The organism is Hoeflea sp. 108 (assembly GCF_000372965.1).
GTDB lineage: Bacteria > Pseudomonadota > Alphaproteobacteria > Rhizobiales > Rhizobiaceae > Aminobacter.
The window spans coordinates 727,976-753,789 of sequence record NZ_KB890024.1 but is presented as its reverse complement, the minus strand read 5'-3'; the positions used below and the strand labels follow the sequence as shown (position 1 = coordinate 753,789).

At 64.4% G+C, this 25,814-nt stretch carries 30 protein-coding genes and 1 tRNA gene; 23 read left to right on the top strand and 8 right to left on the bottom strand.

The genetic code is table 11. The features are described from left to right. Positions 1 to 60: 60 nt before the first annotated feature. The 10 genes from B015_RS0103730 (at position 61) to trbF (ending at position 9,884) form a co-directional block, all read left to right on the top strand. Positions 61 to 2,049 (top strand): conjugal transfer protein TraG, encoded by a 1,989-nt coding sequence (locus tag B015_RS0103730; protein WP_018426321.1) that lies wholly within the window; start codon positions 61 to 63, stop codon positions 2,047 to 2,049. Between the two features lie 10 nt (positions 2,050 to 2,059). Further along, positions 2,060 to 2,539: a hypothetical protein gene (locus B015_RS0103725; protein WP_026226845.1), complete on the top strand. Its 480-nt coding sequence runs from the start codon at positions 2,060 to 2,062 to the stop codon at positions 2,537 to 2,539. Positions 2,540 to 2,686: 147 nt separating this feature from the next. Beyond that, on the top strand, positions 2,687 to 3,670 hold the full coding sequence (trbB, locus tag B015_RS0103720) for a P-type conjugative transfer ATPase TrbB (RefSeq protein WP_018426319.1): 984 nt from the start codon (positions 2,687 to 2,689) through the stop codon (positions 3,668 to 3,670). Then, on the top strand, positions 3,667 to 3,999 hold the full coding sequence (locus B015_RS0103715; protein ID WP_018426318.1) for a TrbC/VirB2 family protein: 333 nt from the start codon (positions 3,667 to 3,669) through the stop codon (positions 3,997 to 3,999). Before trbB ends, B015_RS0103715 begins: the two co-directional genes overlap by 4 nt. After that, entirely contained in the window at positions 3,999 to 4,280 is a 282-nt protein-coding gene (locus B015_RS0103710; protein ID WP_018426317.1) for a VirB3 family type IV secretion system protein, read from the top strand. The genes B015_RS0103715 and B015_RS0103710 overlap by 1 nt, the downstream gene beginning before the upstream one ends. Before the next feature lie 10 nt (positions 4,281 to 4,290). After that, on the top strand, positions 4,291 to 6,783 hold the full coding sequence (gene trbE, locus B015_RS0103705; RefSeq protein ID WP_018426316.1) for a conjugal transfer protein TrbE: 2,493 nt from the start codon (positions 4,291 to 4,293) through the stop codon (positions 6,781 to 6,783). Then, complete coding sequence (gene trbJ, locus B015_RS0103700; RefSeq protein WP_018426315.1) at positions 6,780 to 7,556, top strand: P-type conjugative transfer protein TrbJ; 777 nt, start codon at positions 6,780 to 6,782, stop codon at positions 7,554 to 7,556. The genes trbE and trbJ overlap by 4 nt, the downstream gene beginning before the upstream one ends. A 14-nt stretch (positions 7,557 to 7,570) precedes the next feature. After that, positions 7,571 to 7,837 carry a putative entry exclusion protein TrbK-alt gene (gene trbK-alt / locus B015_RS0103695; RefSeq protein WP_018426314.1) on the top strand — a complete coding sequence of 89 codons (267 nt, stop codon included), beginning with the start codon at positions 7,571 to 7,573 and terminating at the stop codon, positions 7,835 to 7,837. A gap of 2 nt (positions 7,838 to 7,839) precedes the next feature. Continuing rightward, the gene (trbL, locus tag B015_RS0103690) at positions 7,840 to 9,198 is read left to right on the top strand and encodes a P-type conjugative transfer protein TrbL (RefSeq protein WP_018426313.1); all 1,359 of its coding nucleotides are present in this window, start codon (positions 7,840 to 7,842) and stop codon (positions 9,196 to 9,198) included. Then, positions 9,195 to 9,884: a conjugal transfer protein TrbF gene (gene trbF / locus B015_RS0103685; RefSeq protein ID WP_018426312.1), complete on the top strand. Its 690-nt coding sequence runs from the start codon at positions 9,195 to 9,197 to the stop codon at positions 9,882 to 9,884. The genes trbL and trbF overlap by 4 nt, the downstream gene beginning before the upstream one ends. Before the next feature lie 5 nt (positions 9,885 to 9,889). Here the strand turns inward: trbF and B015_RS0103680 are convergent, their stop codons facing one another. Then, positions 9,890 to 10,267 (bottom strand): nuclear transport factor 2 family protein, encoded by a 378-nt coding sequence (locus B015_RS0103680; protein WP_018426311.1) that lies wholly within the window; start codon positions 10,265 to 10,267, stop codon positions 9,890 to 9,892. 72 nt (positions 10,268 to 10,339) lie between these two features. Between B015_RS0103680 and trbG the strand changes: the two genes are divergently transcribed. From trbG to B015_RS32440, 7 genes are all read left to right on the top strand, one after another. Beyond that, a complete protein-coding gene (gene trbG / locus B015_RS0103675; protein ID WP_018426310.1) occupies positions 10,340 to 11,284 on the top strand; it encodes a P-type conjugative transfer protein TrbG in 945 nt (314 codons plus the stop codon). Further along, on the top strand, positions 11,281 to 12,417 hold the full coding sequence (locus B015_RS0103670) for a TrbI/VirB10 family protein (RefSeq protein ID WP_018426309.1): 1,137 nt from the start codon (positions 11,281 to 11,283) through the stop codon (positions 12,415 to 12,417). The genes trbG and B015_RS0103670 overlap by 4 nt, the downstream gene beginning before the upstream one ends. 2 nt (positions 12,418 to 12,419) lie before the next feature. Next, positions 12,420 to 12,641, top strand: a complete 222-nt coding sequence (locus tag B015_RS0103665; RefSeq protein ID WP_018426308.1) for a DUF2274 domain-containing protein — start codon at positions 12,420 to 12,422, stop codon at positions 12,639 to 12,641. Positions 12,642 to 12,776: 135 nt separating this feature from the next. Next, positions 12,777 to 13,094 carry a hypothetical protein gene (locus B015_RS0103660; protein ID WP_018426307.1) on the top strand — a complete coding sequence of 106 codons (318 nt, stop codon included), beginning with the start codon at positions 12,777 to 12,779 and terminating at the stop codon, positions 13,092 to 13,094. Next, positions 13,091 to 13,444, top strand: coding sequence for a DUF6516 family protein (locus tag B015_RS0103655; protein ID WP_018426306.1), 354 nt, complete (start codon positions 13,091 to 13,093; stop codon positions 13,442 to 13,444). The genes B015_RS0103660 and B015_RS0103655 overlap by 4 nt, the downstream gene beginning before the upstream one ends. After that, a complete protein-coding gene (locus B015_RS0103650; RefSeq protein ID WP_018426305.1) occupies positions 13,441 to 13,839 on the top strand; it encodes a helix-turn-helix domain-containing protein in 399 nt (132 codons plus the stop codon). Before B015_RS0103655 ends, B015_RS0103650 begins: the two co-directional genes overlap by 4 nt. Then, complete coding sequence (locus B015_RS32440; RefSeq protein WP_026226843.1) at positions 13,836 to 15,494, top strand: recombinase family protein; 1,659 nt, start codon at positions 13,836 to 13,838, stop codon at positions 15,492 to 15,494. Before B015_RS0103650 ends, B015_RS32440 begins: the two co-directional genes overlap by 4 nt. Here the strand turns inward: B015_RS32440 and B015_RS0103640 are convergent. Both B015_RS0103640 and B015_RS0103635 read right to left on the bottom strand, forming a co-directional pair. After that, positions 15,465 to 15,541, bottom strand: a tRNA-Arg gene (locus B015_RS0103640). The genes B015_RS32440 and B015_RS0103640 overlap by 30 nt on opposite strands. Positions 15,542 to 15,652: 111 nt before the next feature. Beyond that, positions 15,653 to 17,140 (bottom strand): HAMP domain-containing sensor histidine kinase, encoded by a 1,488-nt coding sequence (locus B015_RS0103635; RefSeq protein ID WP_018426304.1) that lies wholly within the window; start codon positions 17,138 to 17,140, stop codon positions 15,653 to 15,655. Positions 17,141 to 17,511: 371 nt separating this feature from the next. On the opposite strand from B015_RS0103635, the gene rpmH reads away from it, so the two are divergent. From rpmH to yihA, 5 genes are all read left to right on the top strand, one after another. Next, positions 17,512 to 17,646: a 50S ribosomal protein L34 gene (gene rpmH / locus B015_RS30375; RefSeq protein WP_008833937.1), complete on the top strand. Its 135-nt coding sequence runs from the start codon at positions 17,512 to 17,514 to the stop codon at positions 17,644 to 17,646. Positions 17,647 to 17,662: 16 nt separating this feature from the next. Beyond that, a complete protein-coding gene (gene rnpA, locus B015_RS0103630; RefSeq protein WP_026226842.1) occupies positions 17,663 to 18,031 on the top strand; it encodes a ribonuclease P protein component in 369 nt (122 codons plus the stop codon). A 9-nt stretch (positions 18,032 to 18,040) separates the two neighbouring features. Beyond that, a complete protein-coding gene (gene yidC, locus B015_RS0103625; RefSeq protein WP_018426302.1) occupies positions 18,041 to 19,855 on the top strand; it encodes a membrane protein insertase YidC in 1,815 nt (604 codons plus the stop codon). 354 nt (positions 19,856 to 20,209) lie between these two features. After that, positions 20,210 to 20,848: a CatB-related O-acetyltransferase gene (locus tag B015_RS0103620; RefSeq protein ID WP_018426301.1), complete on the top strand. Its 639-nt coding sequence runs from the start codon at positions 20,210 to 20,212 to the stop codon at positions 20,846 to 20,848. An 11-nt stretch (positions 20,849 to 20,859) separates the two neighbouring features. Continuing rightward, entirely contained in the window at positions 20,860 to 21,510 is a 651-nt protein-coding gene (yihA, locus tag B015_RS0103615; RefSeq protein ID WP_026226841.1) for a ribosome biogenesis GTP-binding protein YihA/YsxC, read from the top strand. Here the strand turns inward: yihA and msrB are convergent. The 4 genes from msrB to B015_RS0103595 form a co-directional block, all read right to left on the bottom strand. Further along, the gene (msrB, locus tag B015_RS0103610) at positions 21,507 to 22,004 is read right to left on the bottom strand and encodes a peptide-methionine (R)-S-oxide reductase MsrB (protein ID WP_018426299.1); all 498 of its coding nucleotides are present in this window, start codon (positions 22,002 to 22,004) and stop codon (positions 21,507 to 21,509) included. The genes yihA and msrB overlap by 4 nt on opposite strands. A 167-nt stretch (positions 22,005 to 22,171) precedes the next feature. Further along, a complete protein-coding gene (locus B015_RS0103605; protein ID WP_026226840.1) occupies positions 22,172 to 22,723 on the bottom strand; it encodes a fasciclin domain-containing protein in 552 nt (183 codons plus the stop codon). 185 nt (positions 22,724 to 22,908) lie between these two features. Beyond that, a complete protein-coding gene (locus B015_RS0103600; protein ID WP_018426297.1) occupies positions 22,909 to 23,634 on the bottom strand; it encodes an anti-sigma factor in 726 nt (241 codons plus the stop codon). Beyond that, the gene (locus tag B015_RS0103595; RefSeq protein WP_018426296.1) at positions 23,631 to 24,170 is read right to left on the bottom strand and encodes a sigma-70 family RNA polymerase sigma factor; all 540 of its coding nucleotides are present in this window, start codon (positions 24,168 to 24,170) and stop codon (positions 23,631 to 23,633) included. The genes B015_RS0103600 and B015_RS0103595 overlap by 4 nt, the downstream gene beginning before the upstream one ends. Before the next feature lie 167 nt (positions 24,171 to 24,337). Between B015_RS0103595 and argB the strand changes: the two genes are divergently transcribed. After that, positions 24,338 to 25,240 carry an acetylglutamate kinase gene (argB, locus tag B015_RS0103590; protein WP_018426295.1) on the top strand — a complete coding sequence of 301 codons (903 nt, stop codon included), beginning with the start codon at positions 24,338 to 24,340 and terminating at the stop codon, positions 25,238 to 25,240. Between the two features lie 64 nt (positions 25,241 to 25,304). On the opposite strand, the gene B015_RS0103585 is transcribed toward argB, so the two are convergent. After that, complete coding sequence (locus B015_RS0103585) at positions 25,305 to 25,739, bottom strand: MarR family transcriptional regulator (RefSeq protein WP_018426294.1); 435 nt, start codon at positions 25,737 to 25,739, stop codon at positions 25,305 to 25,307. Positions 25,740 to 25,814 lie beyond the last annotated feature (75 nt).

Below are 25,814 nucleotides of genomic sequence, written 5' to 3'. Positions count from 1 at the left end.
CCGTCCCGATTTTGCCTACTCTCTGATCGGCTCCGTCTCTTTTGCCGACTGGAGCCTGCATTGCGCGGAGGCCGAATCCTTTGGGGTCAGATCGCTGTCGTCTTCACCATCGTTCTGGTGATGACGTGGGCGGCGACGCAATGGGTAGCGTTCCGCCTTGGCTTCCAGCCCCAGCTTGGCAATCCATGGTTCGAGCTGGCGGGCCTGCCGATCTACTACCCGCCGGCCTTCTTCTGGTGGTGGTTTTCGTTCGACGCCTACGCGCCCACGATCTTCGTCGAGGGCGGCATCATCGCCGTATCGGGCGGCTTCCTCGCCATTGCCGCCGCCATCCTCATGTCGATCATCCGGGCACGGGAGGCGCGCAACGTTGCCACCTATGGCTCGGCCCGATGGGCCGAGCACAGAGAAATCCGCGCGGCCGGATTGCTCGGCCCCGATGGCGTCGTGCTTGGCCGTCATGCCCAAGACTATCTGCGCCATGACGGTCCCGAGCATGTCCTATGCTTCGCCCCGACGCGCAGCGGCAAAGGCGTGGGGCTGGTGGTGCCGACGCTGCTGACATGGCCGGCATCCGCCATCGTTCACGACATAAAGGGCGAGAACTGGACGCTGACAGCCGGCTTCCGCGCGAAGCATGGCCGCGTCCTGTTGTTCGATCCGACCAACCTGAGTTCGTCGGCGTACAACCCACTGCTGGAGGTGCGACAGGGCGAATGGGAAGTCCGCGACGTGCAGAATATCGCGGATATTCTGGTCGATCCCGAAGGCAGCCTCGACAAGCGCAACCATTGGGAAAAGACCAGCCATTCGTTGCTGGTCGGCGCGATCCTGCATGTTCTCTATGCGGAGAAGGACAAGACGCTGGCGGGCGTCGCCAACTTCCTGTCCGATCCCCGCCGCCCGGTCGAGGCGACCTTGCGCGCCATGATGGACACGCCGCATCTCGGCGAGGCCGGCGTTCATCCCGTCATCGCGTCGTCGGCCCGCGAGCTGTTGAACAAATCCGAGAACGAGCGGTCGGGCGTGCTCTCTACCGCCATGTCGTTCCTCGGCCTCTACCGCGATCCCGTGGTGGCGCGGGTAACGGCGCGCTGCGACTGGCGCATTGCCGATCTGGTCGGCAGCCGCCAGCCCGTCACGCTCTATCTGGTCGTGCCGCCGTCCGACATAAACCGCACCAAGCCGCTTATCCGCCTGATCCTCAACCAGATCGGCAGGCGGTTAACGGAGGAATTGACCACCTCCGGCAAGCGGCATCGGTTGCTGTTGATGCTGGACGAGTTTCCGGCGCTTGGCCGGCTCGACTTCTTTGAATCGGCGCTCGCCTTCATGGCGGGTTACGGCATCAAAGGCTTTCTGATTGCGCAGAGCCTCAATCAAATCGAGCGCGCCTATGGCCCGAACAACGCGATCCTCGACAACTGCCACGTCCGCGTCAGCTTCGCCACGAACGACGAAAGGACGGCGAAGCGTGTTTCAGACGCATTAGGCACCGCGACCGAGCTGCGCGACTCCACCAACTATGCAGGGCACCGCCTAGCCCCGTGGTTAGGTCACTTGATGGTGTCACGGCAGGAAACGGCCCGGCCGCTGCTCACGCCCGGCGAGATCATGCAGCTACCGCCCACCGATGAAATCGTCATGGTCGCGGGCACGCCGCCGATCCGGGCCACCAAAGCCCGCTATTTCGAGGATGTGCGGTTTCAGGAACGCATCCTGACCCCGCCCGATCTGGTCGCCGCTCCGCTGGCGCCCAGCCCATCCGCCGATGATTGGTCCGGCCGCGTGGTCGCGGCGGAAAGCGGTTCCGCGACCGACGCGGCAGACGGGACCGAGGACGATCCAGCCAATGCCGGCATCCGCCGCGAGCCGGAATTGCCCGAGCATGAGGAAGTCGTCGCCCCGCCGCCGTCGCCCGAACAGGAGTTCGAGTTTCTGGACGACGAGCCGGACGTTGACGCGGCCAAGGCCCGCGCCATGCGCCAGCGCATGAGGATGGTGGCGCGACAGGTGGCGATGAACCCCGATGATGGAATCGACCTTTGAGGAGACGCCCATGGCAACCAGAACCCGCCTGAATCTCTATTTCGACCCCGCGCTCATTCCGCAGATCGAAGCGCTGGCTTTACGCCGCTCGGTGGCGTTGCGCCGCAATGTCTCGAAATCCGCCATCGTGGAGGCAGCGGTCATGTCCTATCTGTCCGGCGATGCCGACGACCAGCTTGAGGCCGCCATGTCACGCCGCCTGGACAAGCTCGGCCGCCAGATCGACACGCTCGACCTGGATCTCGCCGTCCTCGGCGAGACGGTCGCGCAGTTCATCCATTACTGGATGACGATTACACCGCCTTTACCGGATGCAGCGAGACAATCAGCCCGCGCCAAAGCAGCAGAGCGGTTCGAGGGCTTCATGCAGAACCTTGGTCGGCGTTTGGCGACGGGAGACAGGTTCCTCAAGGAGCTGTCGCGTGACCTCGACTCACTTCCCGACGATCCGGTGCCGGAAGAGGCACAGACCAACGGCGATCAAGAGTAAGTATTCGGACCCATCCTATTTACCGCCGTTCGCCGCCGATCACCGCACAGAGCTAGATACTTGTTGAACCGGCCCAATTCCGGGCTTTCTTAATCGACCCCGATCCGGGGATAGCCTGTCGCGTCCCCGCCAGAAGCCGGGGCCGACATGACCACCAACCACCAAAGACCGGAAGCCATTGCGCGCGGCGCACGCATGTTGCGCACGGCATTGGGGCCGGCAATCGCGCGACTGCTCGAAGACCCGGCCGTGGTCGAGGTGATGTTGAACCCGGACGGGCGGTTGTGGATCGACCGCCTGTCCGAAGGGCTTTCCGATACGGGCGAGCGCCTGTCCGCCGCCGATGGCGAACGCATCGTTCGGCTGGTCGCGCATCATGTCGGTGCGGAGGTTCACGCCCGCAGCCCTCGCGTCTCGGCCGAGCTGCCGGAGTCGGGCGAAAGATTCGAGGGCCTGCTGCCGCCCGTGGTCGCCGCCCCGACCTTCGCCATCCGCAAGCCCGCCGTCGCCGTGTTCAGCCTCGACGACTATGTGGCCGCCGGCATCATGAACGCCGATCAAGCGGAAACGCTGCGCGAGGCCGTCACGGCCCGCGCCAATATTTTGGTCGCGGGCGGCACCAGCACCGGCAAAACGACTTTGACCAACGCGCTGCTCGCCGAGGTGGCGAAGACGGCGGATCGCGTCGTCATCATCGAGGACACGCGCGAGCTGCAATGCGCCGCGCCCAACCTTGTCGCCATGCGGACGAAAGACGGCGTGGCGACGCTTTCCGATCTGGTCCGTTCCTCGCTGCGCCTGCGCCCCGACCGCATCCCCATCGGCGAGGTGCGCGGATCGGAAGCCCTCGACCTTCTGAAAGCGTGGGGCACCGGCCATCCGGGCGGGATCGGCACCATCCATGCAGGCACCGGCATCGGCGCGCTGCGCCGTCTTGAACAGCTCATCCAAGAGGCTGTCGTCACCGTCCCGCGCGCGCTGATCGCCGAGACTATCGACCTTGTTGCCGTCCTCTCCGGGCGCGGTTCTGCGCGCCGGCTGGCCGAGCTTGCCCGCGTCGAAGGGCTGGGGCCGGACGGCGACTACCGCATCACCCCCGCCATCCAAACCAGCACAGGAGAATCTTCATGATCCGCACGATTCCGTGCGGCTATCGCAACCTTGCGACCGCCGCATTCACCGTTGCCGTCAGCCTCGTGCTCGCCCCGGCCGCCCATGCGTCTGGTTCGTCGATGCCATGGGAACAGCCCTTGCAGCAAATCCTCCAGTCCATCGAGGGGCCGGTCGCCAAGATCATCGCCGTCATCATCATCATCGTGACCGGCCTCACCCTCGCGTTCGGCGACACCAGCGGCGGCTTCCGTCGCCTGATCCAGATCGTATTCGGCCTGTCCATCGCCTTCGCGGCCAGCTCGTTCTTCTTGAGCTTTTTCAGCTTCGGCGGCGGGGCGCTCGTTTGATGGCGGGCGGCCTCGAACAGCTCGACGCGGTGCCGGGCTTCACGATCCCCGTCCATCGGGCGCTGACCGAGCATATCCTGCTCGGCGGCGCTCCCCGCGCCATCGCCATCATGAACGGCACGCTGGCCGGGGCCGTGGGCCTCGGCCTGCGCCTCTGGCTTGTCGGCATCGCCATCTGGGCCATCGGGCATTTCGCGGCCGTGTGGGCGGCGAAACGCGATCCCCAATTCGTCGAGGTCGGGCGGCAGCATATCCGCATCCCGGCTTTTCTGTCGGTGTGAGGGCGCGGCCATGATGAACCTTGCAGAATACCGCCGCACCGCCACCCGGCTCGCCGATTATCTGCCATGGGCCGCATTGGTCGGCTCCGGCGTCGTCTTGAACAAGGATGGGAGTTTTCAGAGGACGGCGAAGTTTCGCGGTCCCGATCTGGATTCCGCCGTGGCGGCCGAACTGGTCGCCGTCGCCGGCCGCATCAACAACGCCGTGCGCCGCCTCGGCTCCGGCTGGAGCATCTTCGTGGAGGCGCAGCGCAGCGAGGCGGCGACCTATCCCGACAGCACCTTTCCCGATCCCGCGTCGGCGCTGGTCGATGCAGAGCGGAAAGCCGGTTTCGAGGAAGCGGACGCGCATTTCGTGTCCGGCTATTTCCTGACCTTCCTCTGGCTGCCCCCGGCCGAGGAAGCCGCGCGGGCGGAAACATGGCTCTACGAGGGCCGCGAGAAGATGGGCGTGGACCCGTGGGAGCTACTGCGCGGCTTCATCGACCGCACCGACCGCGTGCTGGCGCTGCTCGACGGCTTCATGCCCGAGTGCCGTTGGATGGATGATGGCGCGACGCTGACCTACCTGCATTCGACGATTTCCACGAACCGGCATCGCGTGCGCGTCCCCGAGGTGCCGATGCACCTCGACGCGCTGCTCGCCGACCAGCCATTGACCGGCGGGCTGGAGCCTCGCCTTGGCGACAAGCATCTGCGCGTGCTGACCATCGTGGGATTCCCCACCGCGACGACGCCCGGCCTGCTCGACGAAATGAACCGGCTGCCGTTTCCCTATCGCTGGTCCACCCGCGCCATCCTGCTCGACAAGACCGACGCGACCCGGCTGCTCACGAAGATCAGGCGGCAATGGTTCGCCAAGCGCAAGAGCGTCGCGGCGATCTTGAAAGAGGCCATGACGAACGAGGCGTCCGCGCTTGTGGACACCGACGCCGCCAACAAGGCGCTCGACGCCGACATGGCGTTGCAGGAGCTTGGGGCGGACGTGGCGGGCATGGCCTATGTTACGGCCACCGTCACCGTTTGGGATGCCGACCCGCGCCTTGCCGACGAGAAGCTGCGCCTGGTCGAGAAGATCGTTCAGGGCCGCGACTTCACCGCCATGCCCGAGAGCGTCAACGCGGTTGACGCATGGCTCGGCAGCCTGCCCGGACACGCCTACGCGAATGTCCGCCAGCCGCCTATCAGCACTTTGAATCTCGCCCACATGATACCGCTTTCAGCGGTGTGGGCGGGGCCGGAACGGGACGAGCATTTCGGCGACGCTCCATTGCTATACGCTAGGACCGAAGGCTCTACCCCGTTCCGGCTAAGTCTCCATGTCGGCGACGTAGGCCATACCCTTGTCGTCGGCCCCACGGGCGCGGGCAAATCCGTGTTGCTTGCCCTCATGGCCTTGCAGTTCCGGCGCTATGCGGGATCGCAGGTCTTCGCCTTCGACTTCGGCGGCAGCATCCGCGCCGCCGCGCTCGCCATGGGCGGGGATTGGCACGATTTGGGCGGTGGCCTCACGGAAGGGGACGAGGCGTCCGTTTCGCTCCAGCCACTTGCCCGCATCCACGACACCTATGAACGCGCATGGGCGGCGGACTGGATTGCCGCCATCCTCATGCGCGAGGGGCTGTCGATCACGCCAGAGGTGAAAGAGCATCTTTGGACGGCGCTGACCTCGCTGGCGTCCGCGCCGGTCGAGGAACGCACCATCACCGGCCTCGCGGTCCTGCTGCAATCCAACGATCTGAAACAGGCGCTCCGGCCGTTCTGCGTCGGCGGTGCCTATGGCCGGTTGCTCGACGCCGAGACAGAGCATTTGGGATCGGCGGACGTGCAGGCGTTCGAGATCGAAGGGCTTGTCGGGACCGGCGCTGCCCCCGCCGTGCTCGCCTATCTGTTCCATCGCATCGGCGACCGGCTCGACGGGCGGCCGACGCTGCTCATCATCGACGAGGGCTGGCTTGCGCTGGACGACGAGGGATTCGCCGGCCAGCTCCGCGAATGGCTGAAAACGCTGCGCAAGAAGAACGCCAGCGTCATCTTCGCCACGCAAAGCCTGTCCGACATCGACGGCAGCAACATCGCGCCCGCGATCATCGAAAGCTGCCCGACGCGGCTCCTGCTGCCGAACGAGCGCGCCATCGAGCCGCAGATCACGGCCATCTATCGCCGCTTCGGCCTCAATGACAGGCAGATCGAAATTCTCGCACGGGCCACGCCCAAGCGGGATTATTACTGCCAAAGCCGCAGGGGCAATCGCCTGTTCGAGCTTGGCCTGTCCGAAGTCGGCCTCGCGCTCTGCGCCGCATCCTCCAAATCCGGCCAGACCGAAATCGCGCGCATCCATGCCGAGCACGGCCGCGCCGGTTTCCTCGCCGGCTGGCTACGCCATCGCGGCGTCGAGTGGGCGGCCGACCTGATCCCGAACCTCACCAATCTTGCCGACCAGCCGGAATCCGCCGCGCCGGCCCGGCTCGATACCCACCCCACACAGGAGATTCTTCCATGACCTATCCCAAGATCGTCGGGGCCTCGGCCCTCGCGCTGGCGCTCGCCGTGCCTGTCGCGCTTTCGCCCATGCTGGCAAGCCCGGCCCATGCGCAATTCGGCTTCGGCCGCATCGTCTATGATCCGAGCAACTATGCGCAGAACGTGCTTACGGCCGCCCGCACGCTGGAGCAGATCAATAACCAGATCACCAGCCTTCAGAATGAAGCGCAGATGCTCATCAATCAGGCCCGTAATCTGGCGAGCCTGCCGTATTCGTCGCTCCAGCAGCTCCAGCAGAACGTCCAGCGCACGCAGCAGCTTCTCGGCCAAGCGCAGAACATCGCGTTCGAGGTCGGCCAGATCGACCAAGCGTTCCAGAGCCAATACGGCAATGTCTCGCTGTCGGCGACCGACGCCCAGCTTGTCGCCGACGCGCGCGGCCGTTGGGAAAATACGGTTGGCGGTTTGCAGGACGCCATGCGCGTGCAGGCTGGCGTCGTCGGCAACATCGACAGCAATCGCGCCGAGATGGCCGCGCTTGTCGGCCAGAGCCAAGGCGCGACCGGCGCGCTGCAAGCCACGCAGGCCGGCAACCAGCTTCTCGCCCTCCAGTCGCAGCAGCTTTCCGACCTGATCGCGGTCATCTCGGCAAATGGCCGCGCCGATGCGCTGACAGAAGCGGAGCGCGCGACCGCCGCCGAGCAGGGCCGCATCCAGCGCGAACGGTTCCTGACACCGGGCAGCGGTTATCAGCCGGGCAATGCGCAGATGTTCAACAACGGCAACAACTGACCGGGAGGCTCGCCATGGACGGCAAGATGCTGGCCCGGCTCGGGGCCGTGGTGTTCATCGCCATCGCCGTCACGGCGACCGCAATCGACATGGCGCGGAAGGATGAACCTTCCGCGCCTCCCCCTGCGCCGGCCTTCCAGCCCCCGGCCGATCCCTTGCGCGAAACCCTGCGCCGCTGCCAGCAGCTCGGCGAGGCAGCCGCCAGCGATGCCGACTGCCTCGCCGCGTGGGCGGAATCCCGCGACCGCTTCCTCGGCCGTGATCGCAGCGAGGCGCGCTGACCATGGGCAACACGGGCGTCATCGACAATTTTCTCGGGGTCTTCACCTCCTACATCGACTCGGGGTTTGGCCTGCTCGGCGGCGAGGTCGCCTTCATCGCCACGACGCTGATCGTCATCGACGTGACGCTCGCCGCGCTCTTTTGGGCATGGGGCGCGGATGACGACATTATCGCGCGGCTGGTCAAGAAGACCCTGTTCGTCGGCGTCTTCGCCTACATCATCAGCAATTGGAACAACCTCGCCCGCATCGTCTTCGAGAGCTTCGCCGGCCTCGGCCTCATGGCGTCGGGCACCGGCTTTTCCGTCACCGATCTGATGCGGCCGGGCCGTGTCGCGCAGACCGGCCTCGACGCCGGCCGCCCGCTGCTCGATTCCATTTCCGACCTGATGGGCTGGATCGCCTTTTTCGAGAACTTCATCCAGATCGCGTGCCTGCTGTTCGCATGGGCGCTGGTGGTGCTGGCCTTTTTCATCCTCGCCATCCAGCTTTTCGTGACCCTGATCGAGTTCAAGCTGACCACGCTTGCCGGCTTCGTGCTGATCCCCTTCGGCCTGTTCGGCAAGACCGCCTTCATGGCCGAAAAGGTGCTCGGCAACGTAGTGTCGTCCGGCATCAAGGTCTTGGTGCTCGCCGTCATCATCGGCATCGGCTCGACCCTGTTCTCGCAATTCACGGCCGGTTTCGGCGGTGCAACCCCGAGCATCGACGACGCCATGGCGATTGTGCTCGCCGCGCTGTCGCTGCTCGGCCTCGGTATCTTCGGCCCCGGCATCGCCAACGGCATCGTCTCGGGCGGCCCGCAGCTCGGCGCGGGCGCAGCCGTGGGAACCGGGCTTGCGGTCGCAGGTGCAGGCGTCGCCGCTGGCGGCGGGGCCATGCTCGCCGCCAAGGGTGGTGCTGCTGCGCTGTCCGGCGGGGCCGCTGCCGTCCGCGGCGGGGCGACGGCCGCGGGCGCGGCAACCGCAGCCTATAGCGTCGGCGCGCTCGGCCAGTCCGGCGCGGCCGGTGTCGCTTCCGGCCTTGGCGGTGTTGCCCGCGCCGCAGGCTCGGCCGCCGTCTCTCCCTTGAAGCGCGCCGTCTCGAAAGCCACCGAAAGCGTCAAATCCAGCTTTTCCGGTGGCGCACGCGCCGCCTTCGGTGTGACCGGCGGCTCATCCACCGCAGGCACGGTCAGCGGCGGGAGCACCGCCCCCGCCACATCATCCGCATCGGCCGGCACCGCTCCCGCGTGGGCGCAACAGATGCGGCGCTCGCAGGCCATGAACCACGGCACCACCATGGCCGCCCATGCGGTGCGCTCCGGCGACAGCCACGGCTCCGGTTCTTCCATCAACCTTTCCGAAAGTGACCGCACATGAGCATATTCAAACGACCAGCCACCCATTACGGCAAATCGCCAGAACCCGAGACGCCCTATCAGAAGGCCGCGCAGGCGTGGGACGAGCGTATCGGCTCGGCCCGCGTGCAGGCGAGAAACTGGCGGCTCATGGCCTTTGGTTCCCTGATCCTGTCGGCGGGCTTCGCCTCGGCGCTGGTCTGGCAGTCTGCACGCGGGACCGTGGTGCCGTGGGTAGTGCAAGTCGATGATCTCGGTCAGGCGCAGACCGTCGCGCCCGCCAATGCCGACTATCGGCCGACCGATCCGCAGATTGCTTTCCATCTCGGCCGATTCATCGAGCAGGTCCGCGCGATCCCGGCCGACGCGATCATTGTCCGCCAGAACTGGCTTCGCGCCTATGAGTGGACCACGGATCGCGGCGCGGCGGCATTGAACGACTACGCCCGCGCCAATGACCCCTTCACCAAGGTTGGCCGCCAACAGGTCGCCATCGAAGTGTCATCGGTCATCCGGGCATCGCCGGATTCCTTCCGCGTGTCGTGGGTGGAGCGGCACTACGAGAACAGCCAGCTCTCCACGACCGAACGATGGACCGCCATCCTGACCATCGTGATCCAGACCCCGCGCGATGCCGAGCGACTGCGCGCCAATCCTCTTGGCATCTACGTCAATGCAATTTCGTGGTCGCGGGAGATGAGCCAATGAAAACTTCAGCTTGCATCAATCACCTCGCTGATCTTTCCCTCGGAGATCATGAAAAACGAGGTGCCCGTCATCTCGATCTCCTGCCCGGCCTTCCAGCCATTGGGCAGGTCGGTCTTGACCTTGGCGCGATAGCCGATGCGCACGGCTGCACGGTCGTCTATCGCGATACAGTCGAGGATCGTCTGTTCTCTTTCAGCAAACAACTGGACGCCCTGTTCCGCCAGCGCGCGGAATGCCTCGATCCCGTGCGTTTCGTTCGTCGTCTCTCCGTTCGATCTGTTGATAAACCGAACCTCGCCCGACAGGCAGTCGAGCATCGCCTGAACATTCATCCTGTTGTAGGCGTCGATATACCGGGCAACAATCGTCGGCACAGAATCCATTCTGTCGATTCCTCCTTACTGATCCTGAAGTCGCTAACCTATGCGATTTTTGCGACGGCGTTTGCAATTACTTTGGCAGGCTGCGCCACCAACCGGACGCCGCAATTCAGCTACGACGCCGATGTGCCGCCGCTGCCCGCCGTGCAGGCGGCAACCACCGATGACCGACCCCGGCCGCTGCATGTACCTCCGGCCTGGAACGTGGCGCGCGGCGGCACCGCCGCAGGCACGCCGACCGGCCGCGTCGAGAACGCCAATGCCGCCGCCCGCGTCGAGCCGCGCCGCGAGGGCTACTATAACGCGATCCAGATATATCCGTGGAGCGAAGGCGCGCTCTATCAGGTCTATGCCGCACCCGGCCAGATCACCAATATCACGCTGGAGCCGGGCGAAAGCCTCACGGGCGCGGGACCGATTGCGGCCGGCGACACGACACGATGGATCATCGGCGACACCGAATCCGGCTCGGGTGCGAACCGCCGTGTCCATATCCTCGTAAAGCCTACGCGCACCGACATTGCGACCAACCTTGTCGTGACCACCGACCGGCGCACCTACATGATCGAGCTGCGCGCGCGGGAAGCGCTCTACATGCCCTCCGTGGCCTGGGCCTATCCCGCGCCGCCGGCAGGCCAGCGCCAGAGCGTCCCGACCACGCCAGTCATTCCGGCCGAAGCCGCACGGAACTACCGCTACGCCTTGCAGGTGCAAGGCGACAGCCCGCCGTGGCGACCGATCTCCGTCTTCGATGACGGCAGGCGCGTCTATGTCGTCTTCCCGCGTGGCATCGTGCAGGGCGAAATGCCGCCGATCTTCGTTCTCGGCACGAACGGCGAACCGCAGATCGTCAATTCCCGCGTCCACCAGAACGTCCTGATCGTTGACCGCCTGTTCGGCGCGGCCGAGCTGCGCCTTGGCAGCGGCAACCGCCAGCAGGTCGTCAGGATCGTCCGCACCAACCCCGCGCAGGCCGTCGCCCAGCCGGTCAGCGCGACCACTGGAGGATCGTCCTCATGAGCGATACCGAAACCGCAGCCCCCATGCGCCTGCGCGCTGAATCGCCCCGCGTCACGCGCCTGTCCCGCAAGATGCTGGCAGGCGTCGGCGCGGTCGCGCTTCTCGGCATCGGCGGCGCGCTGATCTACGCGCTCCAGACCCGCGACGCAGGACCGGGCGGCAACGAACTCTATTCGACCGAGAACCGCCCCACAGCGGACGGCTTGTCCGGCCTGCCGCGAGACTATACGGGGCCGGTGCTTGGCCCCGCGCTGCCCGGAGATTTGGGCCGTCCCATTCTCGACGCGCAGAACCGGGGCCAGCCCATCGTGACGCCGGCCATCACGACACCTGCCGTCGATCCAGAGGAAGAACGCCGCCGCGCCGAAGAAGAAGCCGCGCGCTTGAGCAACGTGTTTTTCCAATCTGGCCCGCGCATGGGATCGCAGGCAGGGACGGCCATGCCTGGCCTTGCCGGTCTTGGCCTCGGTGGACAGCCGGACGGGGCGGCCGGGCAGAACCGTCATGCCGCTTTCCTCAACGGGCCGGTGGACCGGCAGACCGTCGCCCCGGATCGCGTCACGCCGCCGGCATCGCCCTGGATATTGCAGGCCGGGGCGGTGATTCCGGCCGCGCTCATCACCGGCATCCGTTCCGACCTACCGGGCCAGATCACCGCGCAGGTGACGGAGAACGTCTATGACAGCCCGACCGGCTCGCTGCTCTTGATCCCGCAGGGAACGCGCATCATCGGCCAATACGACGACGGCGTGACCTTCGGCCAGCGCAGGGTGTTGCTGGTGTGGAATCGCCTGATCCTGCCGGGTGGCCGCTCCATCGTTCTGGAGCGCCTGCCGGGTGCGGATGCCAGCGGCTACGCCGGCCTTGAGGATGGCGTCGATTATCATTGGTGGGATCTGATGAAAGCGGCTGGCCTCTCCACGCTGCTCGCGGTCGGCACGGAGCTGGCGACGAGCGACGAGGACCGGCTGATCCGCGCCATCCGCGACGGCGCTCAGGATACCGTCAATCAGGCGGGCCAGCAGATCGTCCAACGCCAGTTGCAGGTCGCGCCGACATTGACGATCCGCCCCGGCTTCCCGGTCAGGATCATCGTCACCCGCGATCTTGTGTTCGAGCCGGCAGGAGGTTGACCATGACGAAACTGAAACTCGGCCCGCTGCCCGACGACAAGCCTGTCAAGGTGACGGTGGAACTGCCCGCGCCGCTTCACCGCGATCTGATCGCCTATGCCGAGGTACTGGCCCGCGAGAGCGGCCAGCCCGTTGCCGATCCCGCCAAGCTCATCGTTCCGATGCTTCAACACTTCATCGCCACGGATCGCGGCTTCGCCAAGGCACGGCGAGCCGCCAACTGAGTCCCATCCCGGCAGGGGTGCCGCCAGCGCATAGGCGCAAATGCGGCACGCTACAGGCCGCCGACTGCCCTCCATGGTTCGCCTAATTCCGGGGCCTATAGCGCCCCGGAATCCACCAGAACCAAGGAGGATTCCATGTGCGCAGAGCGCCGCCGCGCCCGCAAAGGGCGACCGCGACAGTCGATCCCCGAACCACTTCCCGACGATCTTTTCGACTATGCCGACGATCCCACGCCGGACGGCCGAACGCGAGCCAGCGACGCGCCGCTTCTCGGCCCGGACGGACAGAGGATGCGCGTTATCGACGATTGGCCGGAGAACATTCCCGTCACCGAGGCTGAGATTGACGTGTTCGAGCGTTGGTTCGGCGATGTGTTCGACGAACTCCTGAACCCGAGAAAGCCGGATGATGGCTTGCATTTCCTATCTCAAACTGATAGGAAAAAGACTTGAGCGGGCATCGTGATCCGGGCCTCGATACGCTTCTGGACCTCGACGGACAGATGCTCTTTGTCGACCCCGAGGGCGGCCATTGGGTGAAGTTCATCGTCACCCGCGTTCCGGCCTCGCCGGAAAAGCCGCATGGCCTCGATTATTCGCTCACGCTTCACGGGCCTTCGGGCGAACGGCTGGTCGGCTTTGACAACGCCCACCCGGTCGGCCGGGGCAGACGCGGCGAGCCGATGGACCATCGGCACCGCCTCCAGACCGTGAAGCCTTACGCCTACGAGGATGCGGCCACGCTGCTGGCCGACTTCTGGCAGGCGGTGGACGCGGTGTTGAAGGAACGAGGTGCCCTATGACCACATTGAAAGTCGGGATTGCCGACTATGAAGAAATGAAGGCCCGCACCATGCGGATCGCGCGCGGCGAGGAAAAACCTGCGCCCAGCGATCCGAAGGTGTGGTTCACCTCGACCGAATCCTTTGCCAAGGTGCTGTCGGCCGGTAACCGCGAACTGCTGCGCATCATCGCCGAGAAAGCCCCGGCCTCACTGGAGGAACTGGCGGAAATCACCGGCCGGGCCGGCTCCAATCTGTCACGCACCCTGAAAACCATGGAGAGCTACGGTCTTGTGCGGCTTGAGCCGGGGCATGGGCGCAAGCTCGCACCCAAGGTAGTGCATGATCGCGTGGAACTGGCGTTGCCCCTTATCGACCGCCCCAAAGTGAAGAAAGCTATGGGAGGCCAAGCATGAACATGCACAGCCCAACCGTTACCGCCCGCGCCGCCCTCTACCTGCGCGTCTCGACCGCCCGGCAGGCCGAGCATGACATTTCTATTCCTGACCAGAAGCGGCAGGGCGAAGCCTATTGCGAGCAACGCGGCTACCAGCTCGTTGAGACTTACGTTGAACCGGGCGCAACCGCCACCAACGACAAGCGCCCCGAGTTCCAGCGCATGATCGAGGCGGGCACGTCCAAGCCTGCGCCTTTCGATATTGTCGTGGTGCATAGCTTCTCTCGTTTCTTCCGCGATCACTTCGAGATGGAGTTCTACGTCAGGAAGCTGGCGAAAAACGGCGTCAAGCTGGTGTCGATCACGCAGGAGATGGGCGACGATCCCATGCACCAGATGATGCGGCAGATCATGGCCCTTTTCGACGAATACCAGTCGAAGGAGAACGCCAAGCACGTCCTGCGCGCCATGAACGAGAACGCCCGGCAAGGCTTCTGGAATGGCGCGCGGCCGCCTATTGGCTATCGCATCGTTGCGGCCGAACAGCGGGGATCGAAGACCAAGAAGAAGCTGGAGATCGACCCGCTGCACGCCGACACCGTGCGGATGATCTATCGCCTGTTCCTTGAGGGCGACGGCACGCGCGGCGCGATGGGTGTCAAGGCCATCGCCACCTATCTCAACGAGCGCCGTTTCTTTACCCGCGACGGCGGCCGGTGGGGGCTGGCGCAAATCCACGCCATCCTGACCCGCACCACCTATATCGGCGAGCACAGGTTCAACACGCGGTCGCACAAGGACCGCCAGAAGAAGCCGGAGAGCGAGGTCGCCATCATGGCGGTGCCGCCCCTAATCGAGCGCGAGACGTTCGACGCGGTGCAAGCCCGCCTCAAGTCCCGCAATCCCATGGTGACGCCTGCACGTGTCTCCAGCGGCCCGACGCTCCTGACCGGCATTTGCTTCTGCGCCAAGTGCGGGGGAGCGATGACCCTTCGCACCGGCCAAGGCAGCACGGGCGCGACATACCGCTACTATACCTGCTCGACCAAGGCCCGGCAGGGCAAGACCGGCTGCAAGGGTCGCACAATCCCCATGGACAAGCTGGACCATACGGTCGCCGATTATATCGGGGACCGCCTGCTCCTGCCCAAGCGGTTGGAAACCGTCCTTGCCAGCGTCATCGACCGCCGACAGGAACGCACCGAACGCCGCCGCGAGCATCTTGCCGAGCTTCAAAGGCGAATCACGGAAGCCGACCAGCGGCTCGGCCGTCTCTTTGACGCCATCGAAGCCGGCATGGTGGACAAGGACGACGCCATGGCAAAGGAACGCATGGTGAGCCTCAAGGCATTGCGGGATCAAGCCGCCGCCGACGCGGAGCGCACGCAGCTCGCGCTCGATAGTTCAGGCAATCAGGGCGTCACCCCCGATATGCTCAAGGGGTTTGCCCGCAAAGCCCGTGAACGGATCAGGCTCAACGATGGCGGCTACCGCCGCGACCATCTACGCGCGCTGGCGCAGCGTGTCGAGGTTGCCGACGACGAGGTTCGCATCATGGGATCGAAGTCGGAACTGCTGCGAACGTTGGTCGCCGCTTCAAGCGTAGAAACGGCGGCGTTCGGCGTTCATAGTTCTGTTCTGAAATGGCGCGCCCGAAAGGATTCGAACCTCTGACCCCCAGATTCGTAGTCTGGTGCTCTATCCAGCTGAGCTACGGGCGCGCAACAGGCCGTTTGGACGGCCAACACGCTCCGGCCGATCGACCGCAGCGATGGGCGCTACCTAGCGGCTGGATTTGCGAATTGCAAGCCGCTGCCGGCAAAGTTTTTTCGTCAGGCCGGACGGCGCAGGTTGCTGCGGGCGTCGTCGAGCCGCACCGGCTGGTCGGGGATGGAGACGGCAAAGACCGTGCGGCCGCCAGCACTTTCGACCAGCTCGAGCATGCCGCCATGGGCGCGCACGAGCTCGTAGGCAATTGCCAGCCCGAGGCCGGTGCCGCCGCTGCGGGCCGAGCCGCGGAAGGCGGCAAAGAGGTTTTCGCGCGCCTTTTGCGGCAGGCCCGGGCCGGTGTCGGCAACCAGGATGCGGCTGACGCTGCCTTCCCTCTCCGCCTGGACCGTCAGGCGGTTGACGATGGCATTGTCGGAGACGCCAGCCATCGCCTGGACCGAGTTGCGGCAGAGATTGGTCAGAACCCGAAACAGCTGGTCGGCATCGGCATCGATCTCGAAATCCGAATCGATGGCGTTGGAGAATTCGATGCCCTGTTCGGGATCGAGGCCGAGCAGGCCATGGACGTCGTCGACAAGCTGGCGCAGCCGCAGGCGGCGGCGTGCCGGCGGCGGCTCCTGCGCACGGCCATAGGCCAGCACGTTCTCGGAATAGGCAACTGCACGGTCGAGCGTGCGCACCAGCTTGGGCGCAAAGGCCTGCACCGAAGGGTCCTTCACCACGCGCAAGCGGTCTGACATCAGCTGCGCCGAGGCCAGGATGTTGCGCATGTCATGATTGATCTTGGACACGGCGAGGCCGAGATCGGCCAGGTGCTTCTGCTCGCTCAGCATCTTCTGCAGCCGCGCCTGCATCATCGACAGCTCGCGTTCGGCGACGCCGATCTCGTCGGCACGCGGCTCGGGCACGATCACGCCTGCCGGATCGTCGGGTGCGCCGGAGAAGGTCAGCATCGAACGCGTCATGTTGCGGATCGGCCCGATCATGATGCGGTCGATGGCGCCATAGAGCAGCGCTGCGGTAAACAGCGAGATCAGCAGCGAAACGACCGCGATATAGCGCGCATTGGCGAGCATGGCCCTGTGCAGGCGATAGTCGGGCAGCACAAGCTCGAATTCCTTGGTGCTGTCGCCGACCGGACCGTAGACGCGCAGCATGCGGCTGCCGCCGAAAAGCAGAGTGTCGATCGCGGCCGGCATCGAGCCGAGCACCGTGGCGTTGGAAATGTCGATGTGCTCGTCGACCTGCGGCGGCATTTCCGAAACGACGAGCAGGCGCGAAACGCCGCCGTCACGTACGGCGATCGCCTTGGCGCCGATGGCCATCAGCACGTCATTCTGGGCAGAGCGCGACAGCGTCGTGGGGTCGCCCTGGACCAGGATGGTGGCGACGGCCGCCGCGGTCGCCAGCCGCTCCTCGAGCCAGCGGATACGGAACGAGGAGATCGACGGCAGGAAGAACAGGACTTCGGCGAAAAGCACGAAGGCAACGGTCAGCAACAGCAACTTGCTCGACAGGCCGCGCGACAGCGGGACCGAGCGTTCAGCCTGCTTGCCGGCATCGGCAACGGTATCGGCTGCTTCAGTCATCTGCGCCTTTGCTGCAATCCCGCACCGGGGGATGCCGGTTGCCTCTCAAGAAGGAACGCCGCTCGACGCGGAAACCTTCCCTTCACGGGCAAAGATAGGTTATCGCCGCGCACTTGCAAATTCCACGAACGACAAAGAAGATACAGAGCCGACCAATTCGCTGGCGCAGACGGCATGTTCATCGCACCGCCGGCAACCTGAAGTGGCGATCGGCAGCCGGATTGACTCCGCCACACCTTCTTTTTATAAGCCCGCTCACGCTCGGGCCCCGCTTCCGTCGCGGTTTTTGATCGCGTAGAAGCAAGCCGAGCCAAGCTCCTGTTACAAAGTGACAGAATCAAGAAGGGCCGCACCCCGCGGTATAAAAACAAATGAAGCGTACCTATCAGCCGTCCAAACTCGTCCGTAAGCGCCGTCATGGTTTCCGTGCTCGCATGGCAACCAAGGGTGGTCGTGGCGTCGTCGCAGCTCGCCGCAACCGCGGCCGCAAGCGGCTCTCCGCCTAAGCCATAGGCGGGAACCTTGCCCGCTGACGGCAAGCCAGAGGGGTCTGCTCCGCACGGACGCGGCCCCGAACGGCTTCTGAAAAGAAAACAGTTTCTGGCCGTCCGCCGCGGTGACAAGCGGCGCGGGCGGTTTTTTCTCGTCGAGGTTTTGGATCGCGACGACCAAGCGGGGCCGAGGGTCGGCTATACCGTCACCAAGAAGGTCGGCAATGCGGTTGTCCGCAATCGTGTCAAACGGCGCCTCAGGGAAGCCGTTCGTACACATGCCGCAGGTGACATGGCCGCCGGCAAAGACTATGTGATCGTCGGGCGCGAAGATGTGCTCACCGCCCCTTTCGGCCAGATCACGGCCGAACTTTCTCGGCGCATTCGCGGAACGCGATAAGGGCTTTCGATGGAAAACAACCGTAATTTCTTTATCACCATCGCCTTGTCGGTGCTGATCCTGACGCTCTGGCAGGTGTTCTACATGAACCCGCGCGTCGAGACGCAGCGCGAGGCAGCACGCGTTCAGGCCGAACGGGTCGCGCAGGAGCAGAAGGCTGCCCAGCCGGCCGGCACCGCAGGCAGCGTTCCGACCACCCAGCCGCAGGCAGGCGTGCCCGGCACGCCTGCAGTCCAGGGTGCAGCCCCCGCTGACCGTGCCCAGGCCGTCGCCACCTCCAATCGCGTCGCCATCGACACGCCGAGCCTCAAGGGCTCGATCAATCTCACCGGCGCACGCGTCGACGACCTCAGCCTCAAGGATTACCGGGTCACGGTCGAGCCGAACTCGCCGATCATCGAACTGCTGAACCCGCAGTCGCTGCCATCCGGCTTCTACGGCGAAATCGGTTTCGTCGGCAGCGAGGCGACCGGCACCGTGCCTGGCCCCGACACCGTCTGGACCGCCGAAGGCAACCAGACGCTGACGCCCGCGACCCCGGTCACGCTGACCTATGTCAACGACAAGGGCCTGACCTTCAAGCGTCAGATCGCGGTCGACCAGGACTACATGTTCACCATCACCGACACGGTGACGAACGCCGGCAGCGCCGACGTGTCGCTGGCCAACTACGGCCGCATCACCCGCTTCGACAAGCCGCTGCATGCCTCGACCTACGTGCTGCACGAAGGCCTGATCGGCGTCACCGGCACCGAAGGCCTGCAGGAACTGAAGTACGCGACCATCGAGAAGGACAAGCAGGTCCTGCCCGGCAAGTCCACCGACGGCTGGCTCGGCATCACCGACAAATATTGGGCAGCTGCACTCGTGCCCTCGGGCAAGCAGGCGTTCCAGCCGCGCTTCTCCTATTTCGACGACGGCCGTCCGCGCTATCAGTCGGACTACCTGACCGACCCGATCACGGTCGCGGCCGGCCAGTCGGCCACGGTCGAGACGCTGATGTTCGCCGGCGCCAAGGAAGTGGCCAAGATCAACGCCTATGAAAAGGACCGCCAGATCCGTCAGTTCAACCTGATGATCGACTGGGGCTGGTTCTACTTCATCACCAAGCCGATGTTCTGGCTGATCGACACGCTCTACAAGTTCCTCGGCAATTTCGGCCTGGCCATCCTGGCCACCACCGTCATCGTCAAGGCCATCTTCTTCCCGCTCGCCAACAAGTCGTACAAGTCGATGGCGAACATGAAGAAGGTGCAGCCGAAGATGCTTGAAATCCGCGAGAAATATGCGGACGACAAGATGAAGCAGCAGCAGGCGATGATGGAGCTGTACAAGACCGAGAAGATCAACCCGCTGGCAGGCTGCTGGCCGGTGCTGATCCAGATCCCGGTGTTCTTCGCGCTCTACAAGGTGCTCTACGTCACAATCGAAATGCGGCATGCGCCGTTCTTCGGCTGGATCCACGACCTGGCCGCACCGGATCCGACGTCGCTGTTCAACCTGTTCGGCCTGCTGCCGTGGGGCGTGCCTGCCTTCCTGATGATCGGCGTGTGGCCGCTCATCATGGGCGTGACCATGTTCCTGCAGATGCGCATGAACCCAACGCCTCCGGATCCGACCCAGGCCGCGATCTTCACCTGGATGCCAATCATCTTCACCTTCATGATGGCGGGTTTCCCTGCCGGTCTGGTGCTGTACTGGGCCTGGAACAACACGTTGTCGATCCTGCAGCAGGGCTTCATCATGAAGCGCCAGGGCGCCAAGATCGAACTGTGGGACAATCTCGGAACGCTGTTCAAGAAAAAGCCCAAGCCGGCCGAATAGCAGCCAAGGCAATCGAAAAGCCCCGGAACTTCCGGGGCTTTTTCTTTTGTGCTGTCAGGCATCGGGGCGCTGAAACTCTTTGCCGCGATGCCGCGTTATTGCCAGGTGCCTCCCAGGCTTGTTCTGCGGGGTGGCGGTCCGCCGGCCTCCCCCCGGCTGGCACAAAACCGTCTCGGCAAGGCCGGGGTCTTGCAGGTCCCTTGCGAGACCCCGGTTTCCCGGCCCCTCCCCTGCGCGAATGCCCACGAGACGCCCCCAATAGCCATCCGGCAAAGATGAACCGGTAGCGATGTCGGCATTGCGTCGGACCGCGCTATACTGCCATCCTGTTCGCCGTCACATGGAAGAGCTGCCATGCATGGACCCAACCCTTCGATCAAGCACCCGATGCCGATGCACAAGCGCGTCGGCTTCCTCAAGCCCCTCGTCGACGCCGGCAACATCGAGATCGGCGACTTCACCTACTATGACGATCCCGAAGGCCCGGACCTGTTCCAGCAGAAATGCGTGCTGCACCACTATCCGTTCATCGGCGACAAGCTGATCATCGGCAAGTTCTGTGCCATCGCCGAAGGCGCGCGCTTCATCATGAACGGCGCCAACCATGCGATGTCGGGCTTTTCGACCTACCCCTTCAACATCTTCGGACATGGCTGGGAAGACGGCTTCGACGTCGACACCTGGCGGCAGGAGGTGCGCGGCGACACGATCATCGGCAATGACGTGTGGATCGGCATGGAAGCGGTGATCCTGCCCGGCGTCCATATCGGCGACGGCGCCATCATTGCTGCGAAATCGGTTGTCAGCCGGCATGTACCGCCGTATGCGATCGTTGCCGGAAATCCTTCGGCCGTCGTCAAGAAGCGTTTCGACGACAAGACCATCGAGAAGCTGCTGGCAATTGCATGGTGGAACTGGCCCGTCGAAAAGATCGGTCGCAACCTGAACGCCATTCGCGGCTCGGATATTGCTCAGCTGGAGGCTGCGGTTTGAACGAACAGACTTTGACAAGGCCCCCGGTCGATACCGAGACATTCACCCGGCCGTGGATCTTCATCCGCGGTGTGCCGGCGATGAAGTTCCTGCCGCCAGAGGGGCCGCCCGAAATCGCCTTTGCCGGCCGTTCCAATGTCGGCAAGTCGTCGCTTATCAACGGGCTGGTCCGCCAGGGTGGACTGGCGCGCACGTCGAACACGCCGGGACGCACCCAGGAGCTCAACTACTTCGTGCCCGATGGCTATTCCGGCGCCGAGGGAGATTTGCCGCCGATGGCGCTGGTCGACATGCCCGGCTACGGCTACGCCAAGGCGCCGAAGGAGCAGGTCGACGCCTGGACCAAGCTGGTGTTCGACTATCTGCGCGGCCGCGTGACGCTCAAGCGCGTCTATGTGCTGATCGATTCCCGCCACGGCATCAAGAAGAACGACGAGGAAGTGCTGACCCTGCTCGACAAGGCGGCGATCTCCTACCAGATCGTGCTGACCAAGACCGACAAGATCAAGGCGGCCGGCGTGCCCAGGCTGATCGAGGAGACGCTGGCCAAGATCAAGAAGCGCGCCGCCGCCTTCCCGGTCGTGCTCGCCACTTCGTCCGAAAAGAACGAAGGCATGGAGGAACTCCGGGCAGCGATCGCCCTGGTGGTCAACGGCGGCTAGGCGGTCGCCGGCTTGAAGGTCAGCGCCAGTCCGTTGATGCAATGGCGTTTGCCGGTGGGTTGGGGACCGTCGTCGAAGATGTGGCCGAAATGGCCGCCACAGCGCCGGCAATGGACCTCGGTCCGGGTCATCAGCAGCGACGTGTCGGTCTTGGTGCCGATGGCATCGGGCAAGGCTTCCCAGAAGCTCGGCCAACCCGTGCCAGAGTCGTATTTGGCCTCAGACGAATAGGCGGCGAGATCGCAGCCGGCGCAGTGGAAGATGCCCTTGCGGTGCTCCTTGAGCAGCTGGCTGGTCCAGGGGCTTTCGGTGTCTTCCTGGCGCAGCACGGCGAACTGGGCCGGTGTCAGGGTCGCGCGCCACTGGTCATCGGTCCTGGTCACCTCGAAGCTCTCGGCCCGCGCCTGTCCGCCGAGCATCAAGCGCCTCGGCCCCAACGTGGCGAAAAGAACGGCGGATGCTGCGCCACCCAGCAGAAACGTACGGCGTTTCATCTGATATCTCCTGTCGCATCATAGGCTCCCGACGTCAGCCTGCGAAATCAACTGGGCTTGAACGATCAGCGCCCCGCCACGACTTGAAGCCGCAGGCGAGGCGCCGGGGTTGATTGCGCGGCATCTCGGGGAGCAACGATGCTGCGCAATCACACGGTCAGGCGAGCTCACATCTTGGGCAGCAACACCTTGTCGATGACATGGATGACACCGTTCGACTGAGCGACATCGGCGATGGTGACGTTGGCGACATTGCCGTTCTCGTCGGTAACGGTGACCTTGCCACCGTCGTCCTTGAGTGTCAGCTCGCAGCCGCCAGCAGTCTTGACCTTGTGGGCGCCGCCGTCGTCCTTGACCATCTTCATCACGTCGGCGGCCATCGCCTTGGCACCGACGACATGGCAGGTCAGGATCTTGGCCAGCTTGTCCTTGTTTTCAGGCTTGAGCAGGGTTTCGACAGTGCCCTTGGGCAGCGCGGCGAAGGCCTCGTTGGTCGGCGCGAACACCGTGAACGGGCCCTTGCCTTCCAGCGTCTTGACCAGACCGGCAGCCTTGACCGCAGCAACGAGCGTGGTGTGGTCCTTCGAGTTCACCGCGTTCTCGACGATGTTCTTGTTGGCGTACATGGCAGCGCCGCCGACCATCGGGTTTTCGGCATAGGCGAAGGTGGCGAGAGCAGAGAAGGTGCCGGCAAGCAAAGCGAGAGAGATCTTACGCATGTCGTAACTCCTTGGGGTTGTTTCCGCTGTGGAAAGACACAAGAAGATACGGTCCCGATCACGGGAAGTTTCAGGAAAATCAATTTTTTCTTAACAAAATCAATATATTAATTCATACAGACAGGAAGTAACGAGCAGCCGTCGGGCAAAGTTTCAGCCCGGCCCGACAAAACTTGAACGGTGGATCAGATGTTGCGCAGGTCGCCCGCGGCGACGACGGGGCCGGTTGGCAGGCCGGTGGGCGAACCACCCTGGGGCTCGAGGCTGATGGCCAGCACCGCCCCAGCAGCGAGTTTCTGACGCATGTCTTCCTTGACCGGCATCTTCATGGTGGTGCCGGTGGGGATGACGCCCATCGACACCGGCGCGTTGGTGCCCTCGATCATCCAGAGCTCGAAGTCCTTGCCCGCGCCACGCTCGCCGGCGACATGCGACAGGCCGATCTCGCCGGCCCTTTCGTCATACATGATCATGTATTTGACATCGCTGCCGTCGGCAGCCAGCGAAGCCACCATGCGCTCCTGCGGCGCAACCGCCGGCGGGGCCATGTAGGGCACGGCGACGTAGAGGGCGAGCACCGCCACGGCGACAGCGGCCAGCCCGCGCCAGAAAGCCAGGCTCGACCAGAGGCTCGACGAGGCAGCAGGCCCGGATGCCGTGATGGCCCCGGTGAACAGGCGGCGGTCGATGGCCGGTTTCACCGTCTCGGGCGGCGTAACTTCCGGATAAGCTGATGCAAGCGGCGACAGATGAACTTCCCAACGATCGACCAGCCGGGCAAAGCCGGGCTCGTTGTCGATGCGCGCGGCAGCCTGGCTCCGCTCGTTGGCGGTAAGCACGCCGAGAACATATTCGGCGGCAACGATATCGTCGCCTCCATGTTCCGGTCCGTTGTCTTCCGCCAGTGTCATCTTTCCAGACATTCCCTGAGCTTGATCAGGCTGCGGCGCAGCCAGGTACGCATGGTGTTGAGCGGCACGCCGTGGCGTTCCGCGAGTTCGGCATAACTCTCCCCCTTGAGATAGGCGCCGCGAACGGCGGCAGCCCGGTCCTGTTCCAGCTCATCCAGGCAGCCTCGTATGCGCCCGGCCTCGTCGCCCGCAACCGCGGCCGCCTCCGGCCCCGGCGTCGGATCGGCGATCTCCATCGCCTCGTCGATGGCAACGGTCGGCTGTCGCCGCGCCCTGATGCGATCGATCGCATGGTTGCGCGCGATGGCCACGAGCCACGAAATGGGGCTGAGATCGGATACTGCGAAGCGGTCGGCCTTCGTCCAGATCTTGACGAAGACCTCTTGCAGTGCCTCCTCGGCTTCTGCCCTGTCATTCAATACACGCAGGCAGACGCCGAAAAGTTTCGCACTCGTCTGCCGGTAAAGCAGATCGAAAGCTCCGCGATCCTTCATCGAAGTCCGCACTATCAGCTTGGTGATGTCCTGCGGCGTCATTGTCGCCAAGTTACGTTGCGCTAGCCGATTTGCAACTGCTGTTTATCGCGGCCATATCCTGCAACCCGAAGCAGCTTCGCCGTCGGCCGCTTTGGACCAACCGAACCATTTGCCCCCTGCCCGGTTTTTGGCTAAGACCGCGCAAAATCATCCATCTATCCGGGATCATGCCGATGTCGACGAACGTCGCCGCCAACGCCGAAATGCAGGCAGCCCTGCTTTCAGCAGCCCTGCCTTACATGCAGCGTTACGAGAACAAGACGGTCGTGGTGAAATATGGCGGCCATGCCATGGGCGACGTCACGCTCGGCCGCGCCTTCGCCCGCGACATCGCCCTGCTCAAGCAATCGGGCGTCAATCCGATCGTCGTTCATGGCGGCGGCCCGCAGATCGGCGCGATGCTGAACAAGATGGGCATCGAATCGAAGTTCGAGGGCGGCCTGCGCGTCACCGACCAGAAGACGGTCGAGATCGTCGAGATGGTCCTGGCCGGCTCGATCAACAAGGAGATCGTCGCCCTCATCAACGCCGAGGGCGAATGGGCCATTGGCCTATGCGGCAAGGACGGCAACATGGTCTTCGCCGAAAAGGCCAAGAAGACCATGATCGACCCCGATTCGAACATCGAGAAGGTGCTCGACCTCGGCTTCGTCGGCGAACCGGTCGAAGTCGACCGCACGCTGCTCGACCTGCTCGCGCGCTCGGAGATGATCCCGGTACTGGCCCCCGTCGCCCCCGGACGTGACGGTCATACCTACAACATCAACGCCGACACCTTCGCAGGCGCCATCGCCGGCGCGCTCAAGGCCTCGCGGCTGCTGTTCCTCACCGACGTGCCCGGCGTGCTCGACAAGGACAAGAAGCTGATTGACGAGCTGACCGTCTCCGACGCCAAGGCGCTGATCCGGGACGGCACGATCTCGGGCGGGATGATCCCCAAGGTCGAGACCTGCATCGAGGCTATCGAGCGCGGCGTCGAAGGCGTCGTCATCCTCAACGGCAAGACCCCGCATTCGGTGCTGCTCGAACTGTTCACCGAACACGGCGCCGGCACGCTGATCGTTCCGTAAGAAGCGCTATCGAGGCGAAGCCGAGCGATCGACTTCGCCTCACTGCATGCGCGCGGACGCTGCCTCAAGCTCCCGACAGGCGCGCCAGTTCCTTCTCCTGCAGCGCGAGCGCGTCCTGAACGAACCGCTCGATAACGCCGAGTTCCGTATCGCTGTAGCGATCTAGCATCGCAGCACCCGCTCTGGCGACCGGTCCGTAGTAGGTTTCGGCCAGTTCGCGCGCGGCATCGCCGCCTTCGACCATGACCTTTCGTCTGTCCTCGGCGCTGCGCGTCCGGCGGACCAGGTCCCGCTTTTCCAGTCTGTCGATCAGGGCCGTTACGGCGGCGGGCGTCAGCGCCGTTGCCGTCGCAATGGCACCTGCCGGCTGTGCCCCCTCCATCAGCAAGGCCAGCGCCCGCCGCTCGGCGATGTTCAAACCGGCACGCTCGCCGACGGCCTCGTCATAGGCCTGGGTCGCCTCCTGCCAGCGCATGATGGCCTGGGTGATCGCATGCATGCGGGCATTCCGTTCCACCCTTGACGAATTTAGTTCGATCATCTAAATATCAATCTATCGTATATTTCATCGACA

Excerpts from the sequence above, each read along its gene's own strand:
- B015_RS0103680 (WP_018426311.1), bottom strand. The coding sequence starts at position 10,267 with ATGGATTCTGTGCCGACGATTGTTGCCCGGTATATCGACGCCTACAAC.
- trbE (WP_018426316.1), top strand. The coding sequence starts at position 4,291 with ATGATGAACCTTGCAGAATACCGCCGCACCGCCACCCGGCTCGCCGAT.
- B015_RS0103670 (WP_018426309.1), top strand. The coding sequence starts at position 11,281 with ATGAGCGATACCGAAACCGCAGCCCCCATGCGCCTGCGCGCTGAATCG.
- B015_RS0103660 (WP_018426307.1), top strand. The coding sequence starts at position 12,777 with ATGTGCGCAGAGCGCCGCCGCGCCCGCAAAGGGCGACCGCGACAGTCG.
- argB (WP_018426295.1), top strand. The coding sequence starts at position 24,338 with ATGCCGATGTCGACGAACGTCGCCGCCAACGCCGAAATGCAGGCAGCC.
- B015_RS0103595 (WP_018426296.1), bottom strand. The coding sequence starts at position 24,170 with ATGACGCCGCAGGACATCACCAAGCTGATAGTGCGGACTTCGATGAAG.
- B015_RS0103650 (WP_018426305.1), top strand. The coding sequence starts at position 13,441 with ATGACCACATTGAAAGTCGGGATTGCCGACTATGAAGAAATGAAGGCC.
- B015_RS32440 (WP_026226843.1), top strand. The coding sequence starts at position 13,836 with ATGAACATGCACAGCCCAACCGTTACCGCCCGCGCCGCCCTCTACCTG.
- B015_RS0103605 (WP_026226840.1), bottom strand. The coding sequence starts at position 22,723 with ATGCGTAAGATCTCTCTCGCTTTGCTTGCCGGCACCTTCTCTGCTCTC.
- B015_RS0103725 (WP_026226845.1), top strand. The coding sequence starts at position 2,060 with ATGGCAACCAGAACCCGCCTGAATCTCTATTTCGACCCCGCGCTCATT.
- B015_RS0103635 (WP_018426304.1), bottom strand. The coding sequence starts at position 17,140 with ATGACTGAAGCAGCCGATACCGTTGCCGATGCCGGCAAGCAGGCTGAA.
- B015_RS0103715 (WP_018426318.1), top strand. The coding sequence starts at position 3,667 with ATGATCCGCACGATTCCGTGCGGCTATCGCAACCTTGCGACCGCCGCA.
- B015_RS0103600 (WP_018426297.1), bottom strand. The coding sequence starts at position 23,634 with ATGACACTGGCGGAAGACAACGGACCGGAACATGGAGGCGACGATATC.
- trbJ (WP_018426315.1), top strand. The coding sequence starts at position 6,780 with ATGACCTATCCCAAGATCGTCGGGGCCTCGGCCCTCGCGCTGGCGCTC.
- B015_RS0103710 (WP_018426317.1), top strand. The coding sequence starts at position 3,999 with ATGGCGGGCGGCCTCGAACAGCTCGACGCGGTGCCGGGCTTCACGATC.
- trbB (WP_018426319.1), top strand. The coding sequence starts at position 2,687 with ATGACCACCAACCACCAAAGACCGGAAGCCATTGCGCGCGGCGCACGC.
- trbL (WP_018426313.1), top strand. The coding sequence starts at position 7,840 with ATGGGCAACACGGGCGTCATCGACAATTTTCTCGGGGTCTTCACCTCC.
- B015_RS0103620 (WP_018426301.1), top strand. The coding sequence starts at position 20,210 with ATGCATGGACCCAACCCTTCGATCAAGCACCCGATGCCGATGCACAAG.
- B015_RS0103585 (WP_018426294.1), bottom strand. The coding sequence starts at position 25,739 with ATGCATGCGATCACCCAGGCCATCATGCGCTGGCAGGAGGCGACCCAG.
- B015_RS0103665 (WP_018426308.1), top strand. The coding sequence starts at position 12,420 with ATGACGAAACTGAAACTCGGCCCGCTGCCCGACGACAAGCCTGTCAAG.
- rpmH (WP_008833937.1), top strand. The coding sequence starts at position 17,512 with ATGAAGCGTACCTATCAGCCGTCCAAACTCGTCCGTAAGCGCCGTCAT.
- yidC (WP_018426302.1), top strand. The coding sequence starts at position 18,041 with ATGGAAAACAACCGTAATTTCTTTATCACCATCGCCTTGTCGGTGCTG.
- trbK-alt (WP_018426314.1), top strand. The coding sequence starts at position 7,571 with ATGGACGGCAAGATGCTGGCCCGGCTCGGGGCCGTGGTGTTCATCGCC.
- trbF (WP_018426312.1), top strand. The coding sequence starts at position 9,195 with ATGAGCATATTCAAACGACCAGCCACCCATTACGGCAAATCGCCAGAA.
- msrB (WP_018426299.1), bottom strand. The coding sequence starts at position 22,004 with ATGAAACGCCGTACGTTTCTGCTGGGTGGCGCAGCATCCGCCGTTCTT.